We start from the raw sequence: 20408 nt of genomic DNA on the forward strand, positions 1-20408 counted from the left end.
TCAGTTCACCGCCTCGAGACCCACAGCTCTGATAATCCATCTTTGCTATGCCGGTGATTGCCAACTCGACGCCACAACCGTCTGCACAGAAGCCGGCAGGTTGTTGTCATAGAGGTCTGCCGGATCGGTCCCATCCGTTGGATTGAAAGCAGCCATGGCAGAGACCAGTTGATCCACTTCGCTGTTGAGCAGGGTTTCTCCGCTACTGGTTTCCAGCACATCAATTTCCTGCCCGGCATCCAGATACCAGTCTGTGAAGGTTACTTTATCGCTCGTCCCAAGCACGCTGATTCTCAGGTCGTTACCATCCTGCTGGAACCAGAGATCCTCCGGGGCGATCCCGCTGCCGAAGAGCAGGCGGTCATCGGTAGAGACGGCATCCTGGTTGTCGATGACGTCTTGGTCATCGCCGAGGTTGAATCGGTAAAGGTCGTTGCCCGCTCCGCCCGATAGAGTGTCATTCCTGTCACCACCAAAGAGGGTGTCCAGCCCGTCACCACCAAAGAGCTTGTCACTATTGTGATTGCCTTGCAGGTCATCATTTCCTATACCGCCATACAACACGTCCCCGCCATCACCACCGCGCAATATGTCATTACCATCGTCTCCGAAGAGCCGGTCGTTGGATTTTCCGCCACTAAGAGTGTCGTCGCCAAGACCACCATAGAGCGTATCTTCAGTCGTAAAAATAGAGTAGCTATCACCAATCAAGCTATCGTTCCCAACGCCGCCATAGAGCAAATCATCTCCAGAGCCGCCATCAAGGGTGTCGTTTCCTCCAGCACCAAAAAGAACATCGTCCCCCGATGAGCCAGAAAGGCTGTTCGCGTTGCTGTCCCCGGTGAGAGTGTCATTGCGGCTTGAGCCTTTCAGATTCTCTATTCCAATCAGGAAATCGCCTGCCGCATCTCCGCCGTTCCCGGAACCGGTAGATAGATCGACGGTCACAGCAGCCGAGGATCCGCTATAGGACGCGGTATCGGATCCGACGCCACCATCGATCACGTCGGCGCCGGCGCCACCTCTGAGCTCGTCGTCGCCGGCGCCACCGGAAAGACTGTCTACACCACCCAAGCCGTCGAGAGTATTAGCAAACGCATCGCCCGTCAGGGCGTCATCGTGCTGACTGCCCGTCAGATTTTCGAAACCACTGATGATGTCTCCCGTAGCGTCACCCCCACTGACAGTCCCCGTACTCAAGTTCACCGAGACGCCAGCAGTGGAAAGATCATACAACACCACGTCAACACCAGAACCGCCCGCGAGTGAGTCCGCTCCGGCCCCGCCATAGAGAGTGTCATCGCCCGCGCCACCAACAAGGGTGTCTAGTCCATCTTCGCCCATAAGCAAGTCATCGTCATCACTACCGGTAAGAATGTCGTTCCCCTGCCCACCATAAAGCCGAGCGTCATTTGCGCCGGCAGTCAAAGTGTCATCGAATGCCGAGCCAACAAGATTCTCAATGCTGACCAGTGTATCACCGGTGGCATCGCCACCGTTGGCTGAACCGACAAGAAGATCGACGTTTACGGCAGCCGAGGACGTTATGTAGGAAGCGAGATCGTCACTGGAACCCCCGTCAATCAGATCACCACCGCTCCCACCAATGAGCGTGTCGCTCCGGGCACCTCCCTCAAGCGTATCGTCACCTATGCCGCCATAGAGAACGTCATTCTCGTCATTGCCCTTTAGGTAGTCGTTACCATCATCGCCATAAAGAATATCGTTATTCCAACCACCATCTAACGTATCGTCACCTATACCGCCATACAGCGTATCTTGGTGGCGATCACCTTCCAGGCGGTCATCGCCTTCGCCACCGAGGAGTAGGTCGTCTTCATCGCCGCCATAAAGCGTGTCGCCGCCATCCCCGCCATAAAGCGTGTCATCGTCGTCGCCGCCTTTTAGGTAGTCATAGCCATCATCGCCATAAAGAACATCGTTGTCTCTACCACCATCCAGCGTATCGCCACCGTCGCCGCCATACAGCGTATCTTGGTGGCGATCACCTTCCAGGCGGTCATCGCCTTCGCCACCGAGGAGTAGGTCGTCTTCATCGCCACCATCAAGCGTATCGCCACCATCGCCGCCATAAAGCGTATCGTTGTCGTCGCCGCCTTTTAGGTAGTCATAGCCATCATCGCCATAAAGAACATCGTTGTCTCTACCACCATCCAGCGTATCGCCACCGTCGCCGCCATACAGCGTATCTTGGTGGCGATCACCTTCCAGGCGGTCATCGCCTTCGCCACCGAGGAGTAGGTCGTCTTCATCGCCACCATCAAGCGTATCGCCACCATCGCCGCCATAAAGCGTATCGTTGTCGTCGCCGCCATAGATCAAGTCATTCCCCGCGTCGCCGTAGAGAAGATCCTCATGGTAGCCGCCGACAAGTGTGTCGCTATCATCACCGCCAACGAGACTGTCAGAGCCGCTTCCTCCCAAAAGCCGGTCTCTCCCTAGCCCGCCATCCAGAACATCGGCATCGTCACCACCCGAAAGCGTATCATCGCCATTCCCGCCAAGGAGCGAATCCGTACCGCTCCCCCCAGTCAGGGAGTCGGCGCCATCGCCGCCATCGAGACTGTCGGCACCAGCATTCCCTGTAAGTCGGTCGTCACCGCCACCGCCTGCCAGGTTATCGTCCTGCCCCCCCCCAAGCATTGTGTCCGGGCCCATACCACCGACAGCGGTGAGTACATCCGCCGGATCAGCGAGAACCACCGAGACTGTGGCAGTCGTGGAGAGCCCTCGTTCATCTGTGACAATCACCGTAAACGAGTCGGTTCCTGTAGCGTTCGCTGCCGGCGTGTAGCTATAACTGCCGTCCGGACTCACCTCGGCGACTCCCAGCGTCGGTGCGCTGTTCAGCTCGTACGTGAGTGGATCGCCATCGGCATCGAAAGCCTCGAACTGTCCCGTCATAACCTGATCGCTGGCCAGAGCGACGATCGAACTAAGCAAAAGTGGCGCATCGTTACTAGCTTCAAGAGTTACCGTCGCCATGTTGCTGACACCATCCGCATCCATCGCCGTGTAGGTGAAACTGTCGGTTCCGCGGAACCCAGGATTGGGCGTATAGGTAAAGCTGCCATTAGCATTGACGACGACGATCCCATACAAGGGATCACTCACAACCGTGACTGTAACGCTATCACCATCCGCATCCCAGCCATCGACTTCGGAGGTCACACCGCTCAAGGCCTGAAACACCACCGATGTATCGAGCGCTACAGGTGCATTGACCCCGGACGTCAGGTCGATCGTCCGGTCGGCAAAAACCAACCGCTCGATGCCGATGAGGTGATCGTCACCATCCGCGCCGGATACCCGCTGGTCGCTCACCGTGATGGTCCCGTCCGGTCCCGTGGTTACGAGATAATCTGCGGCAGCGCCCGAGAAGACAACGCTATCCGTACCGGCACCACCGTCGATGGTGTTGCTCCCGGCCCCGCCGGAAAGCGTATCGTCATAGGCAGATCCGACAAGGTTTTCGATGCTGAAGTAGGTATCACCCGCAGCGCTGCCGCCAACACCGAGACCCTCGGCAAGGTCAACCCTTACACCTTCCATCGAGTTTTCATAGCTCGCCGTGTCATCGCCAAATCCGCCGTCGAGCGTGTCCGCGCCCAGGCCGCCCCGCAGGAGATCGTCACCAGCGCCGCCGATAAGATCGTTTCCGGCAGCATCGCCGGCCAGAGTGTCATCAAAGGCGCTGCCAATCAGGTGTTCAACACCGCTGATGCTGTCTCCAGCCGCGTGGCCGCCTGCCGCCGTGCCGGCGCCGAGGTCAACAGCGACGCCCGCATCGGAGAGATCGTAGCGCGCAAGATCATGATCGCCCTCGCCACCGGACAGGCTGTCGGCACCGACGCCACCCATTAGGGTGTCGTCGCCCGCGCCGCCGACGAGGCTGTCGGCGCCTTCGTCACCAACCAAGGTATCGTTGCCGGCGCCGCCGTCGAGTGAATCGTTCCCGCTTTGACCAACGAAGAGATTGCCGCTGCCGTCGCCTGTCAGCGTATCGTTGTGGGAAGATCCGAAAACCGCCTCGACAGCGCTGAGGGTATCCCCCTCGGCATCACCGCCGAGGCCGGTACCAAATGCCAGGTCCACCGCGACAGCAGCCGCTGATTCGTCATAACGGACCGTATCGAAGCCATCGCCGCCGTCCAGAGTATCGGCACCGGCACCGCCGATCAGCGTATCGTCACCTGCCGCAGCGGCCATAGCATCCTGACCTTCACCGCCCCGGAACCAGTTTGCCTCGTCATCGCCGGCAAGCGTGTCGTCGAAAGCGGTCGCTGAGATCCCCTCGATCCCCGACAGGCTGTCACCGGCAGCCGTCCCGCCATCCGCCGTACCGCCATAGAGATCGACCGCAATCGCTGCCGCCGAGTCCTCATAACTCGCAATGTCATAGCCGAGGCTGCCTTCAAGTGTGTCAGCACCTAAGCCGCCTACCAGCGTGTCATCGCCGAAGCCGCCGTCAATGACATCGGCGCCTGCGCCGCCAGACAGCGAATTCTCAAGGCCGTCACCGACAAGGGTGTCGTCATCGCCGGAGCCCACGACATCTTCGACACCTGTCAAGACGTCGCCTTCGGCATCGCCACCGGCACCACTCCCCTGTTCAAGATTCACCGACACGCCTGAAGTCGATGATTCGTACGTCACGACGTCGAAGCCATCGCCGCCGTCAATGAAGTCAGCGCCGGCGCCGCCGTCGAGAATGTCAGCACCGCCGTCGCCAAATAGAGCGTCATCGCCCGCTCCGCCCGATAGCGTGTCGTCACCACCAAGACCTTCCAACACGTTCGCGGCAGCGTCTCCGATCAAGGTATCTGCGTAGTCACTGCCAATGACGTTTTCGATCCCAATCAGGCTGTCGCCCTCGGCATCGCCGCCCGCCAGGGTACCGGCGCCGAGATCAACACAGACAGCCGCCGAGGAACCCTGATAAGAAGCGGCATCGCTACCCGCGCCGCCGTCCAGCACGTCAGTTCCGCTTCCACCTTCGAGAACGTCATTCCCTGCGCCACCCAAAAGGCTGTCGTTGCCTTCACGCCCAAACAGGATATCGCCGCCGTCCTGACCTGAAACGACGTTGGCCCCGGCATCGCCGGAAAGCGTGTCGTCATGGTTCGATCCGGAGAGATTTTCGATATCGGCGAAGATGTCACCGGCGGCATCGCCGCTGCCTGCTGTGCCGCCAAGATCGGCGGAGACGCCTTGCAACGCGTCTTCGTAGGAAGCTGTGTCCACATCCGCGCCGCCGCTCAGAACATCGGCACCCGCACCGCCGACCAGCGTATCGCTGCCCGCGCCGCCCGCCAGGCTGTCATCGCCATCCCTGCCGGCCAAGCGGTTTGCAACCGCGTCCCCGGTCAGGCTATCTGCGTGACCGGACCCGGCCAGATTCTCGATTCCGGTCAGGACGTCACCGGTAGCGTCACCGCCACTGGCCGTTCCGGCAGCCAGATCGACGGACACGCCGCCCGTTGATCCCTCATAGGAGGCCAGGTCGCTTCCGCCACCTCCTGCCAAGGTGTCGGCGCCCGCACCACCGACCAGAACGTCATCTTCGCCGCCGCCGGAAAGACTGTCGTCCCCGAGTCCGCCCAAAAGGGTATCAGCACCACCAGCGCCACCCAGGGTATCTGCGCCTACACCGCCGCGAAGCTTGTTTCCGGCCGTGCTCCCCTGGAGACTGTCGGCGAAGTCCGATCCAACAAGCCCCTCGATGTTCGACAAACTGTCGCCAGCCGCGTCTCCCCCGGAAGCGGAGGCGCCGGCCAGATCAATCGATACGGCCGCCGCACTGTTCTCGTATGACGCGGTATCGAAGCCAGTTCCACCATCGAGGACATCCGCGCCGGTACCGCCGATCAGAGTGTCGGTACCGTCCGCGCCGTCGAGCGTGTCGTCGCCGTCGCCACCCTCCAGGAGGTTGCTCAGGCCATCGCCGGTGAGGACGTCACCCTGGCCGGAGCCAACAAGATTCTCGATGTTGGTGAGTACATCACCAGCAGCATCACCGCCGCTTGCTGTGCCGGCAGTCAGATCGATGTTTACGGCCGCGGCTGAAGCTTCATAAGACGCGGTATCCGAACCGTCACCGCCATCAAGGGTGTCCGCACCAGCGGCACCCAGCAGTGTGTCGGCACCACCGGCGCCCATCAGACTATCCGCGCCAGCTCCGCCAACCAACATGTCACCAGCTACCGATCCAACGACCGCCATTTCTGTTCCGAATACCGGCCGGAAGAGCTTAGCAACGACGCCATAGTCATCGCCATCCTGGCCATTAGACTCCCAGGCAATCGCGAAACCGCCATCCAACAACCCTGCGATTGCTGGGTCGTACTGAGCACCCGACGTATAGTCGTTGACCTGGAATTCTTCACCAACGGGTACACTAGCCGCATCGTACCGCTGGGCGCGAATCTCGTAGCTGTTCGAAACCCTGGAAGTCCAAGTTACGATAAAGCCACCGTCATCCAGTAAGCTGATGGCGGGGTTGTTTTGATTGCCCAAACTATAGGTGTTGATCGGGAATACATCGCCTTGCGGGATTCCTTCCGCATCGAATACCTGACCAACGATCTCATTGCTAGACCCAGTCCCGGTCTCCCAAACAACAACGAAGCCACCCGTCGGAAGACCCATGACAGCAGCGGAATCCTGATCGTAGGTGGCGATGCCACTAACGGAAATCTCGTCGCCGACAGCGGCGCCAGATGCATCATAACGTTGCGCCAGGACATAATAATCCTCGGCTGGTTCATCGAAATCCTGCCAAACGACCACAAATCCACCGTCCTCCAGAGACGCTACCGCCGGAGGGTTAGGTGGTTCGCTGTAGTGATGATTAACCTCAGCAACGTCTATTATTCCGCCGACTGACTGGCCAAGAGCATTGAAGCGTCGTGCATGGTATTGCTCCTGTCCACCCTGACCGGCCCAAACCACCAGATAGCCACCATCGGCAAGACCTACGACCTTTGGTTGATGGTGGTCCGAATGGTCATCCGGGCTCACCAAAACCTCAGCGCCAACTGGTGTACCATCGCTCCCATAACGTTGAGCTCGAATTTCGGATTCAGGGAATACATCTGACATCCAAACAACGACAAACCCGCCGTCAGACAAGGCTGTCACCGCAGCGTCCCTCTGATCTTCCCAAGTCTGGCTATTGACGGAGATTTCCGACCCAACTACAGAACCGTATTTATCGTAACGCTGGGCCCTGATCCCGCTATCGCGATAGCCTTCCGCATGCTCGTCCTCCCACACGGCAACGAAACCGCCATCTGCAAGCGCGGCCAATGCTACTTCATGCTGATTACCCCAGGCCTCGGTATTGACGATGACCTCACCCTGGCTAGCATAGGCGTCCGTTCGGTTTCCACCAATCTGGAGCGAAATGGTTGTGGTGGACGTTTGGCCGTCGCTATCGGTCACTGTGTAGGAAAAACTCGCCTCCCCCTCAAACCCGGCATCGGGCGTGAAATCGTAGCGACCGTCGGAATGAATGATTACGGTCCCGCCAATCGCCGTGCCTTCCTCCGCGAACCCCAGCGCACCGCCATCGATATCCCAAGCCGTCAGGCGCCCGCTCACAGCATCGTCCTTCGGGGTGGTTGCCATACTGTCGACGGCAACCGGCGCGTTCCCGCCAGCCGAAAGATTGAACGTGCGATCTGAAAACCGCAGGCGCTCGACATCCCTAAGCGTATCTTGGCCGTCCGTCCCACCAACTCTCAGGTCGGTCACGATCACGCGGTCCGCCAGAACCTCTACGCTGTAGTCGGCGGCATTGCCGTCGAACACCGCTATGTCGATACCAGCACCACCATCGAGAACATTGTCTCCGGAATCCCCGGCCAGCGTGTCGTCGAAACCGGAACCCATCAAGTTCTCGATAGAGGACAACCGATCACCCTCCGCATCGCCACCGGCGCCGAGGCCCGTCTCCAAGTCAATCGACACGCCCAGCCCGGAGCCTTCATAGGAGGCCGTATCGTTGCCGGCACCGCCGTCCAGGTCGTCGCCGGCCGCCCTTCCCTCAAGAAGGTCATCGCCGCTGCCGCCGACGAAGAGGTCCTGTCCCGCCGAACCGGTCAGAATAAGCGACTCGCCGTTGGGGTCGGCAATTACCTCAACGGACACCTCGCTGGTATCCGAAGCCCCGTTTTCGTCGGTGACGGTTACTGTAAAGCTGTCGGTGCCGGTGAAACCGGCCGCCGGTGTATAGCTGTAGCTGCCGTCCTCACCGACCGTCACACTGCCGTGCTGCGGGCCCTCGTCGAGGGCAAAGGTCAGGGCATCACCCTCATAGTCCCAAGCCGTCACCCGGCCGTTGCCCAGCGTATCGACCGGCAGCAAGGCGGCCGCACCCACCCCGACCGGCGCGTTGTTGGTCCCATCGATGTAGAGGGCACGATCACCGCGGAACCAAAGCCGCTCAATGTCAACCAACTGGTCGGTACCATCAGGCGAGCCGTCGCGCAGATCGCGCACCGTCGCCTGATTGCCGTCGATGGTGATTTCATAATCTGCGGCAAAGCCTGAAAGAACCGCGGTGTCGAAACCCTCACCACCGTTCAGAGTGTCGCCGCCGCTGCCACCCTCAAGAACATCGTCGCCGGTCCCGCCCTCCAAGCTGTCAGCACCGGCACCGCCGTGCAGGACATCGTTGCCGAGGCTGCCAACCAGCGTCTCGGCGGCCTCAGCACTGGGACGGACCTCCACGTTGATGATCGCCTGGCTCGTCAGCCCGCCGGAATCCCTGATAAGAACGACGAAGCTGTCATAGCCGACGAAGCCGCTGTCCGGCACGTAGTCGTAAGTTCCGTCGGCGTAGACCTGCACCGACCCGGCGTTCGGCCCGGACTGCAGTTCAAAGCTGTGTGCATCAACGGCGTCCACGTCGGTTACGGTGGCGCGGCCCTGGACCAGACTGCCAGCAGCCACCTTGACAACACTATGAATGCCGACCGGAGCATCGTTTACTGGCGCAACATCGACAACCACCTTGGCGCTGTGACTCGCCCCATGGCTATCCGTCGCGGTGTAGGAGAAACTCGCCTCGCCTTCGAAATCCTGATCCGGTGTGAAGACAACAACGCCGAGGGGGTCGATCTCGACCGAACCGCCCACTGCGTCACCGACGCCGGTCAGGGAGAAGGTGTCACCTTCAAGATCAAAGTCATCCCACAGCAGCAATACCGGCGAAATCCGCAGCGCCGTGTCCTCGGCCGTGGAGTTAAAGTCGTCGACCATGATCGGCGCATTGTTGGTACCGTCCAGGTGGATGACCCGATCGGCGAACTGGGCGCGCTCCACATTGACCAGGCTGTCGATACCATCACCGTCCGTCCGCAGGTCGGTAACCGTGGCTTCGTTTCCGTTGATCTGAATGTCGTAGTCGACGGCCTCTCCGCTGAAGACAGCCGTATCGAGACCATCGCCGCCGGAGAGGTGGTCGTCCCCTTTGCCGCCCGTCAGGGTGTCATCGCCGGCGTCGCCGAAGAGCGAGTCGGCGCCCTCTGCACCGGAGAGGGAGTCTTCGCCGACGCCACCGATTATGGTGTTGTCGCCCTGGTCACCGGAAAGGGAGTCGGCATGGTCGGACCCCAGCAGATGCTCGATGCTGGTCAGGCTGTCGCCCTCGGCGTCGCCACCGGCACCGGCCCCCGACGCAAGGTCGACCGAAACCCCGGCCGCGGATCCGGCAAAGGAGACGAGATCCTGTCCGACGCCGCCATCGATGGTGTCCGCACCGCCCGCACCGGTGATGAAGTCATCACCGCCGCCGCCGGACAATTGGTCACCGTGCTGGGTGCCGACGATCGCATCGTCACCGGGGCCGAAACCGAAGGCGTTGCGATGCGGCGTGCGGGTAAAGATCCTGGTATATACACCATCTTGGCCGCCAGCTTCCGTGCTGACTTCACCGTCCTCGTCAGTTTCGAGGTAAGCGCCATCTTGCCCCCATGAGGTCCAGGAAACTGCGAAGTCGCCATCAGGCAGTGCGGTTACCTTGATACCGGTTTGATCGCCCCGCTGATACTCGTTGACCTGAATTTCCGGACCTTCCTTATTGCCGTCGGGATCAAAGACTTGCAGGTAAACACCTTCCAGAGAGCTACCCTGGCCATCAGACTGCCAGGCCACAACGAAGCTGCCGTCGGAAAGGCCGACGACGGACGGCAGGACCTGGGCGCCAGCCAGGGTCGTGTTCACATCGAACTCCGGGCCGACCCTCTCGCCGGTTTCCGAGAAGCGCTGTCCGTTGATCCCCCAGCTGTGATTGGTACCCCCGCCGTGATCGCTATGCCAGATGACCACAAAGTCACCGCCAGCAAGAGCCGCAACAGCCGGCACTCCCTGACGGCCAGAGAGGTCGTCTTCATTGACAACAATTTCGCTCACCTGGACGGTGTAAGTCTCAGGCGAACCGGAACCACCGCTGTCACTGTCACCGTCGCTATCGCCATCGCTGCTTCCGCCGCCGACGATGGTCTCCTCCCAGGTCAGTGGCACGCCTTCCGAATCGTAGATTCGGGCCATGACGTTTTCGCTCGCGCTCCCAGTCTCCCAGACGACAACGAAGCCGCCGTTGGCCAATCCGATGGCCTGAGAGTGATCCTGGTCGCCATGAGTACGATCCTCATTGACGTGAAACTCGCCGCCGACAGCCTGGGCCGCCGAATCATAGCGCTGGGCATAGACACCCGTGCCGCTGCCGTCCTGCGCCCAGTCCGTCCAAGTCACTACGAAGCCGCCTCCAGCTAAGGCAGCCACCGAGGACTCCCTTTGTGCCTGAGCCGTGGTGGTGTTGACCTGGAACTCGCCGCCCAGCGCAACGCCGTTGGAACTATAGTGACGGGCATAGATCTCATTGCTGCCGGGGTTCTGGTCGAAGGAGGTCCAGGTGACGACGAAGCTGTCGTCGGCCAGGATCGCCACCTGGGGGTCAAACTGATTCGGCGCCGTCGCCTGATTGATGAGGAATTCGCTGCCAGCAGGCGTACCGTCCGAGGCAAAACGCTGACCATAGATTCCATTGTTGCCGCTGACACCATCTTCCTGGCCATTCGAGTACCAGACGGTGACATAGCTTCCGTCGGAAAATCCGGCCACAGCAGACCCATGCTGGTCGCCCGCGGTGAAGGTATTGACCTGCTGCTCGGTTGTTCCGACCGCAGTGTTGTCTCCGGTCACTTCCCTGAAGACCTCTATGGAAACGGTTCCGGTATCGGTATTGCCTTCGCTGTCCATCACCTGGAACTCAAAGGAATCCATCCCCTCAAAACCGGTATTGGGATCGTAGGTGTAGATGAAGGAGCCGTCGGCCTGCACCACTGCCGTGCCGCTGGCGGCATTGTTTTGGATGCTGTAGGTCAGATCGTCGCCGTCCAGATCCCAGGCCTTCAACTTGCCGGTCACCGTGGTGTCGACCGGAAGCTGCGCGAAGCCGTCGACGGCGACCGGGGCGTTGTTCGTCGTCCCGGTCAGATCTATCACACGGTCATCGAACTGTACTGATTCAATACCGGTCAGCAGATTGGTCGAAGCGGATTCCGGCGCCGTCAGATCCACGACGGTCGCGCCTTCTGCCGTCAGCTGGATCGTATGATTGGAAACCAAGCCACTGAAGACTGCCTTATCCTGGCCTTCGCCACCAGACAGCGAGTCGGCGCCGAGGCCAGCCACCAAGGTGTCGTCGCCCGCACCCGCCTCGAGGACATCATTGCCGACGCCGCCATCCAACACGTCATTGCCGTCGCCGCCTTCCAGCGTATCCGCACCGGTCTCACCAACCAGGCTGTCATCCCCTGCCTCGCCGACAAGCAGATCATCTCCGCCGGCGCCATCGAGAGTGTCGGCGAACTGGGTGCCGGTGAAGCGTTCGTCGCCTGTCGTGCCCTGCACGATATAACCGCCTTCCGGCGTTACCGTGACAGCGGTCTGCAGCCAGTTCTCCAGCGCCGCGGCATCCAGGCCGACCTCGGCGATGATGGCGCCAAGGTCCAGCGTGAAGCCGTCCTCGAAATCGAAGATTTCGATACGGCTGATGTCGAGGAACCAATCCTTGATCGTGATCTTGTCGCTAAGCAGTTCGAAGGTCAGCGCCGGATCGTTGCGGTCACCGACCCCGACGATGAGATCATCGCCGACCTGCCGCAGCATGAGGTCATGCACGTGAATGCCAGCACCGAACTGCAGGACGTCGCGGGCACCGCCGTCAACGGCAACATCGGCATAGGTATCAACGATCTCATAGTAGCGGGCGTCGTAGGTCCCTTTCTGGTTCTTCTGCGCCCAGGCGATATTCCATCCGCGTATGCTTTGCGCGTACCAAAGCTTGTAATCGAATGTACCTTTATCGCTAAAGATTTCTACCTTTTCAGTGCCATTGGCTACTTGATCTGTGCCGAAATCATGCAGGGTATCCAGGCCATCACCACGTCCGAATCTGTAGGTGTCGTTTGAACCGCCTCCCTTCAGGGAATCGTCGCCCGCACCACCTGCCAGCGTCTCTTCGAAATTGCCACCTTCCAGGGTATCGTTACCTGCCCCACCACGCAGCTCTGCAGTGCCGCCGGATACGGCCAGAGCGTCGTCACCGGAAGTCGCCAGCAGATCCAGAATGCTCTGTTCATTCAGAGACGACCCATCGTCGAAAGCGAAACTCTCAACCCTGTTATAGGGATTCGCCCAATCGACAATGGTGACCTTGTCGGCCAAGTCTTCAAAGGGTTTGGTGGGATCGTTCGTGTCGTTCAGCGCAACGATTAGGTCGGCGCCAACCAACCTCAGGGTCAGGTCGGTGACCGTGATCCCCGCGCCGAACTTCAGCGTGTCGTCGCCGGCATCGAGTTGCTCAATCTTGTAGCGCGTGATTGTCGTAAACTCGGGCTCGGTCTCGACAGAAGTCTTGGATTTATAGGTAACGGTAGCGCGGTAACGCGTCCTCTCCGACCCGCCATCTCCGCCTACTCCGCCTCCCCCAGTGTCGCGCGTTGATTTTGAATAAGAAACACTCGGCTCAACATACTTGTAGGTGACTTTTCGTTCGACAACACTCTCGTAGCTTTCGCCAACTTCAAAGTGGCTATCATGAACTATGTCCGAACCGTCTCCGCGTCCGAACACATAAGTATCCGCATTGGAACCACCACTCAGTGTGTCATCGCCGGCCCCGGCGACAAGTGTGTCATCACCACCTTCACCAAAAAGGCTGTCTTGCCCGTCACCACCGGAGAGTTGGTCATTGCCCTCGCCACCCGATATCCAGTCATCTCCAAAACCGCCTGAAAGCTGGTCATGTCCTCCAAACCCCATAAGGACTGAAGATCCGGCACCACTAACTGAAAAAACATCATCACCATCGTTTCCGATAGCCGATTCGGCGTTGACCACGCCAAGATCGATAGTCACAGCTCGGTTGTCACTTACGACAATTGTGTCACTACCATCACCGGCATCGATATCAGCCTGATTATCGTCAGCATCAATTCCCAACAGGTCGTCGCCATCGCCCGCATGAATACTATCGCTGCCGATCCCCCCGAATATGATGTCATCGAGGTCCGATCCAGTGAGTGTGTCATTGCCACCGCCGCCATCGACGACCAGCTGCGTTTGACTATCTGAGAAGATGACATCGTTTCCGCTACTACTGTAGACCACTTCAATTCCAGTTGAGACCACGTCAACAACCACACCTTGATCGCCGCTGATGAAGGCTATATCGAATCCTTCACCAGCGCTCACAAAGCTCGTGAAATCGAGGGCATCCAGGAGCAGAGTATCATTCCCTGCGCCGGCAGAAATTGAGTCTGCGCCGTCGCCGCCTACAAGCCAATCATCCCCTCCGCTGCCGACCAGTGTGTCGTTGCCAGCACCGCCATGCAGCAGAACCGAACTGTCATCACCGACCTCCAGAAAGTCATCACCTCCTCCACTAATCACTCCCACAAAGCCAAGAGATGCTAAGTTTACAACCCGGTCAGCATCATCGAAGTACTGCTTTATCTCATCACCACCCGGCGCATTCTGAAAAGTCCAACTACCATCAGCCTCTTCCCTGACGCCAAGAGTGCTGCCAGACAGCGCGGCATCGGCGAAAGCCCCCACTGATCCATCAGAATACGTGTAGAATCCACTGCCATAGATGTAACTATCATCGCGCTCTTCGACCACCGAGTCGCTTTGCAGCTCAATTGACTTGATACCCATGTCCGAGAGGCTACGGAACTCACCAGGATCACTAACACCGTCCTGATCAACATCCTGCCAAACGCCAAAGCTTTCGAACTCCGCGTCATTGGCATCCAAAACACCGTCTGAATTTGTATCGAAATGGGTCAACCCTTCGAGATCGGTTTGCGCCCCGTCCACGTAGTCGACGAACGATATCTCATCCGCGTCGGTAATCTCGCCGTCGCCCTGCTTATCATACGCAAGAATGCCGTCGTCGGCAGCGGCCCAAGCCAGTCTGTTTCGATAACCATCACCAGTAATATCAAAGAACGCACTCGTTTCGTCCAAACCGACAAGCTCTACGCCATCACCATCGAGGTCCAAGATGATCGGGGCCACCTTGATATTGTGAACTCTCAGCCCGCCGGCGACGTAGGTATGAAGGCGTTCAACAGTGAAGTTATAAACAGTGTGCAGGCCATCAACTTCTTTGATAGGGCCCGCAGCGCGAGAACGCCCATTCTGATCCACAAGCAGCGTGTCGGCGTTGAGGTCTTCAACGGCCTTGAACTCTCCATCCGCAGTCAGAAATCGGTGCTTCGGTGTACACTTCAAGCCGGAAATCTCAACAACCTGGGAATTCTCGCGTTGTAGTACGTCTATGACCTTGCATGGCTCAAGCGGTCCCAACTCCTCAAAGGCCATCACCTCGTCGCCAACCTCTATGCTTTCGATGGGAGCGCTTGTGCCATCAGCCCTGAGAATCAGCGTTCCACTTACAAAGCAGTTCGGCGAGGTTTCCACACCATGACCCCGATCCTTCCAGCCATCGTCGGCTGGAGATCCACGGTCATTACCAGCACTGCCGTTCGCCGGGCCCTTGGATAGCTCCGCTTTATGCGGACCTATCTCTGGGTTATTGGCCGCAGTCCCATTCAAGTCTCCAACTTGGCCAAACTCCGCGTCATCAGCCTTGGTCAGATCCTTTAACGACTCACCTAGCAACCCTGTGACTTCAACCGTATTCTTTCTGGGCCCAACCGGCTTTCCGTCTTCGTCGAATGTTTGGCTCCAACTTTCTTGTAGTCCGCCGAGGTTTGCCTCCACTCCTAGGACTTCAGTGACGGCCTTAACCCCTACCGAAGTCGCCTTGGTCACCGTGCCATCTGCATGAACAGTCTCAGATATAGTCGTTTCTGCCTTTATGCCGACATTCGCTAACCCGCCTATACCGGCGTATCCTTTAACGCCAGCTGTTACCGACTTCGTTACTCCATTCGGGCCTACTTCACTTGAATAGTCGAGAGACCCAGTAACGCCACCAAATGCACCCTGCGCAGTAACGGACACACCGAATCCGTTGGGGTTAACATCAAGCCCTATCGGCCCTTTAGCACCGCGAAACCCGTTCGGTTGATTGCTCATTTTTTGAGTCCTCGACGGAAGAGTTAGTTGTTCAGTTCCAGAGCAGTCGCCAGCGCCAATTCTCGAAGCGACTCTTCCATTGTCCGGTCAGACTTTGCGCGCTCGCCGTACAAGGCTTTGAGATAGGCTTCATCAAACGACGGCAACCGTGTACTCGGCTGCAGAGTGTTTACCGCGTTCAGGACTGAAGGACGAATTCGATCGCTGGCACTCGTTTGTGTAAGGCCTTGGACAATCAACCGAAGGAAATGCGCGCCGACCAACTCCTCTTTCCAGCTTGTCGGATCAGTCAATACAGCAAAAAAAGCTATCGATTCCGACGTTCTTTTTATGGTTCTTGATTGACGTCCATACTTATCCAGATCTTCGAGGCGCTCCCTGTATTCGGCATCAGATTCGCCTGCTTCGCCAAAGATTGCCCGTAGCGATTTCACTTCCGCTATCTGAGCCATAGGGCTAGCAAACACGAGAAGGAAGTTTCCGTTCGCCTCAGCTGGATCAGCTTCTTGAATATCCAATCCGGTTAGCTCACTGAGATAGGCGAACTGATCGTCGACAAGCTGCTTTGTCGCCTCACTCTCTAGTCCAGCCACGATATAATAAATCGGTCGCTGCCACCGGAAGAGTGCATCACCATGATACTTGTATATCTCACGAAGGTGGTTTTCGATCTCCGAAACATCATAACTCTCGCTTTTCGCCATCGGCGCCGCTCCAAACATGAAAATCAAAAAACCAAAAAGAAGAGTCGCTGCTGACCTCAAAAAGTTAACAAGATGGTTTCTCTTTTCATCAATGCACATCAACGTATCCTCTTTCACTAAAGAGCCTCACTCATGCACAAGAGTGCAGCATGCGCTATCACCGCTCCCTCAGCGCTTCGTCCTGGTACTTCAGGAAAGGCGAGAGGAAGAATTCGATGATCCTTCGCTCGCCGGTTTTCACTTCCACGGTGACGGCCATGCCGGGGGCGAGCTGCACCCAGCGGTCGTCGACCAGTATCCTGTCACGGCCCATGGTGACGCGGGCGGGGTAAATCAGGCCCTGCTGTTCGTCGGTGACGGCGTCGGCGGAGACCTGGCGCATGCTGCCGTCGATCAGACCGTACTTGGTGAAGGGAAAGGCCTCCACCTTGATCTCGGCGGACTGGCCCTGCTCGACGAAGCCGATGTCCTTGTTCAGTACCATGGCCTCGATCTCCAGGGGGCTGCCGTCGGGCACCACCACCATCAGCTTTTCCGCCGGGGTCACCACGCCGCCCACGGTGTGAATGGCAAGCTGCTGCACCACCCCGGCCACCGGCGCGGTGAGGCGGCGCTGGCGGTGGCGTTCCTCCGCCTTGCGCAGTTCCTGTTCCAGAGCGGCGGCGTGCTGCAGAGAGTCGATCAGTTCCTCGTCGGCGGTGGCACGGAAGGTGGCGGCCAGTTCCGCCCGGCGGCGCTTCAGGGTGTTCACCTCGGCGCGGGTTTCGGTCAGGCGGTGTTTCTCGATGGCCAGCTCGCCCTCGCGCTCGATCAGCTCCTGCTGCATCTCCAGAAAGGCCATGCGGCTGCCGTATTCCTTCTGCGCCAGGGTCCGGCGCGCCTGCACCCGCTCGGCCAGCAGCGGCACCGTGCCCTCCAGCATGGTGATGGAGGCGCCGATCATCCGCGCCTCGGCGGAGCGCTGAACGATCTCCCCCTCCAGCCCCGCCAGCTGGGCCCGGTGTTCGGCCAGGCGGTTGCCCAGCAGGTCGCGGGTTGCCGCCACCAGGGCGGCATCGGCCTCCAGGTTTATGCCCAGCAGGCTATCGGGGTCGAAGGCGGCCTCCGGCAGAGCTTCGCCCTTCTTCAGTTCCTCGCCGGCATAAAGGCCGAGCGCCTTCAGCCGGGCGATGTCGAGACGGCTGGCCAGGAGGTCGCGGCTTAACCGCTCGACATCGGCGCCGGCCTCGGTCGGGTCGAGGGCGACCAGCAGATCGCCTTCGGCCACGTGCTGGCCCTCCTCCACATGGATGGCGCGGATCACCCCGGCCTCCAGCGGCTGGATCACCTTCACCCTGCCGCCGGGGATGATCTTGCCTTGGGCCACGGCCACGGTCTCGACATGGCCGAACCAGCCCCAGGCCAGGGCGGCGACGATGAGGGTTCCGATCAGCAGCGCGATGGCGCGGCCAACGGGCGAGGCCGGGGTCTCCGTCACCTCGATGGCGGCGGGCAGGAACTCCAGCTCGTGGCGCTTGCGCTTCACCTTCGGCGTGGCTCTTTCCTGCTGCTTGGAGGCGCGCCAGACGGCGGCGGTTTCGGCGAGGGCGGCGAACATCTCAGCCCTCCCCCGACTGATGTTTATGCAGCATGGCATAGCGCCCGCCGGCGGCGATCAGCTCCTCGTGGCTGCCGTCCTCGACGATGCGCCCCTCCTCCACCGTCAGGATGCGGTCGGCAGAGCGCACGGTGGACAGCCGGTGCGCGACGATCAGCACCGTGCGGCCCTGACAGATCGAGCGCATGTTGTCCTGCACGATACGCTCAGACTCATAGTCCAGCGCCGAGGTCGCCTCGTCGAAGATCAGGATCCGCGGGTTGGTCACCAGGGCGCGGGCGATAGCGATGCGCTGACGCTGGCCGCCGGAGAGGTTGGCGCCGCGCTCGCCCAGTTCGCTATCATAGCCCTGGGGCAGTTCCAGCACGAAGTCGTGGGCGCCGGCAAGCTTGGCCGCTTCTACCACCTTCTCCATCGGCATGGCGGGATCGGCCAGCGCGATGTTGTCGCGGACCGAGCGGTTGAACAACACGTTTTCCTGCAGCACCACGCCGACCTGGCGGCGCAGCCAGGCGGGATCGACCATGGCCAGATCGACGCCGTCGATCAGCACCCGGCCACGCTCTGGCACATAGAGCCGCTGCACCAGTTTGGTCAGCGTCGACTTGCCGGAGCCCGAGCGCCCGACGATGCCGATCACCTGACCCGCCGCGGCCTCGAAACCGAGGTCCTTCAGCACCTCCGGCCCGTCGGGGCGGTAGCGGAAGGTGACGTGGTCGAAATTGATCTTGCCGTCGATGCGCGGTGGCGTGGCGCGGCCCGGCCCCTGGGCCGGCTCGCCCGGGGCGTTCAGCACATCGCCGAGCTTGGCGAGAGAAATGCGGAACTGCTGAAAGTCCTGCCAGAGCTGGGCGAGCCGCAGGATCGGCTGGTTCACCTGCCCGGCCAACATGTTGAAGGCGACAAGCTGGCCCACCGTCAGGTCACCGGCGATCACCGCATGGGCGCCGAACCAGAGGATCAGGGCGGTCACCACCTTGCTGATGAGCTGCACCCCCTGGCTGCCCACCGTACCCAGGGTGATGGTGCGGAAGGAGGCGCGGACATAAGCCGCCAGCTGTTCTTCCCAGCGCTGGCGCATCTGCGGCTCGACGGCCATGGACTTGAGGGTCTCGACGCCGGAGACGCTCTCCACCAGGAAAGCCTGATTGGCGGCGCCGCGCTGGAACTTTTCCTCGATGCGCTGGCGCAGCGGTCCGGTGATGGCGATTGAAAGCGCGAGATAGAAGGGGATCGAGGCCAGCACCACATAGGTCAGCGTCGGCGAGAAGTGATACATCACCGCGAAGAAGACGATGGTGAACAGCAGATCCAGCACCACGGTGAGGGCCGAGCCGGTGAGGAAGGAGCGGATGTTCTCCAACTCGCGCACCCGGGCCACGGTCTGGCCGACCTGGCGCGCCTCGAAATAGGAAATCGGCAGCGCCAGCAGATGGCGAAAGAGGCGCGCGCCCAGTTCCACATCGATGCGGCTGGAGGTGTGGGAGAAGATATAGGTGCGCAGGCCGCCCAGGATCACCTCGAACAAGGCGATGGAAACGAGTCCGATGATCAGCACGTCCAGAGTGGTGAGACCGCGGTGCACCAGCACCTTGTCGATCACTACCTGAAAGAACAGCGGGCTCGCCAGCCCGAAGAGCTGCAGGAAGAAAGAGGCCGTCAGCACCTCGCCAAAGAGTCTGCGGTACTTGTAGATCGCCGGGATGAACCAGGTGAAGTCGAAGCGCCTCTCCTCCCCCGCCAGCTGCGCACGGCGGGTGAGGAAGATCAGGCGCCGGGTCCAGCGCTGCTCGAGTTCCTCCAGGGAAATGGTCTCCGGCCGCTGGCCGGGACGGTGGATCAGGGCCTGGCCCTGCCCGACCCGGGCGAGCACGAAGTAGCTGCCGTCATTGGCCTCGGCGATGGCCGGCAATGCGGCTTTTTCGAGACGGCGCGGCTTCACTTTCACCGCGCGGGCCTTCACGCCGAGCGACTTGGCGGCGCGGACCAGGGCGATGTTGTCCAGGGGTTGTCCGTCCGGAGCGTGGTCATGGCGGATCTGCGCCGGATCGGCCGGCAGCTTCAGAAACCGCAGCATCATGGCCAGACAGAGAATGCCGCTGTCTGCCACCGCTGCGAGCATTTCCGCCGCCGAAGCGGCAGGGCGTGCACCCGCTGTCGCGACCGCTTCGCCCCCGGCAGCCATTATCGGCCGACCTGCTTCGGGAAAGACCTTCCCCGCTGCAATCCTTGCATCGCCCCAATCTCCCAACAATCGATCTACCCTGATCGATTGCCTCCATTGAATGGAGTTCAACTGTGAATCGTCAATACGAAACCGTGATTAATCTGGGGATAACTCGCGTTAAAGGATTGTGACGGTGGTAGAGCATTGATACGAGGCGACAATCCGGCAGCGCGCGAAAGGGGTAGGGGTTGAGCGCTGGTCGAGCAGGCGGACCTTTGTTGCCGGGCGATCATAACCTTAA

Annotated in this window: 4 protein-coding genes; all 4 read right to left on the reverse strand. The window is 60.0% G+C overall.

What is annotated here, in order from left to right:
* Positions 1-45: 45 nt before the first annotated feature.
* The gene (locus ACP146_RS20380; protein WP_422368596.1) at positions 46-15372 is read right to left on the reverse strand and encodes an Ig-like domain-containing protein; all 15327 of its coding nucleotides are present in this window, start codon (positions 15370-15372) and stop codon (positions 46-48) included.
* 290 nt (positions 15373-15662) lie between these two features.
* Positions 15663-16460, reverse strand: coding sequence for a DUF2927 domain-containing protein (locus tag ACP146_RS20385; RefSeq protein WP_422368597.1), 798 nt, complete (start codon positions 16458-16460; stop codon positions 15663-15665).
* Positions 16461-16500: 40 nt separating this feature from the next.
* The gene (locus ACP146_RS20390) at positions 16501-17940 is read right to left on the reverse strand and encodes an HlyD family type I secretion periplasmic adaptor subunit (RefSeq protein ID WP_422368598.1); all 1440 of its coding nucleotides are present in this window, start codon (positions 17938-17940) and stop codon (positions 16501-16503) included.
* 1 nt (position 17941) lies between these two features.
* Positions 17942-20125, reverse strand: coding sequence for a type I secretion system permease/ATPase (locus ACP146_RS20395; protein ID WP_422368599.1), 2184 nt, complete (start codon positions 20123-20125; stop codon positions 17942-17944).
* Between the last annotated feature and the right edge of the window lie 283 nt (positions 20126-20408).

Source organism: Pelagibius sp., assembly GCF_965249265.1.
In the GTDB taxonomy this organism is placed as follows: domain Bacteria; phylum Pseudomonadota; class Alphaproteobacteria; order Kiloniellales; family Kiloniellaceae; genus Pelagibius.

What these genes read in the sequence shown, in the direction of transcription:
- ACP146_RS20395 (WP_422368599.1), bottom strand. Translation starts at nt 20,125, where the DNA reads ATGGCTGCCGGGGGCGAAGCGGTCGCGACAGCGGGTGCACGCCCTGCC.
- ACP146_RS20390 (WP_422368598.1), bottom strand. Translation starts at nt 17,940, where the DNA reads ATGTTCGCCGCCCTCGCCGAAACCGCCGCCGTCTGGCGCGCCTCCAAG.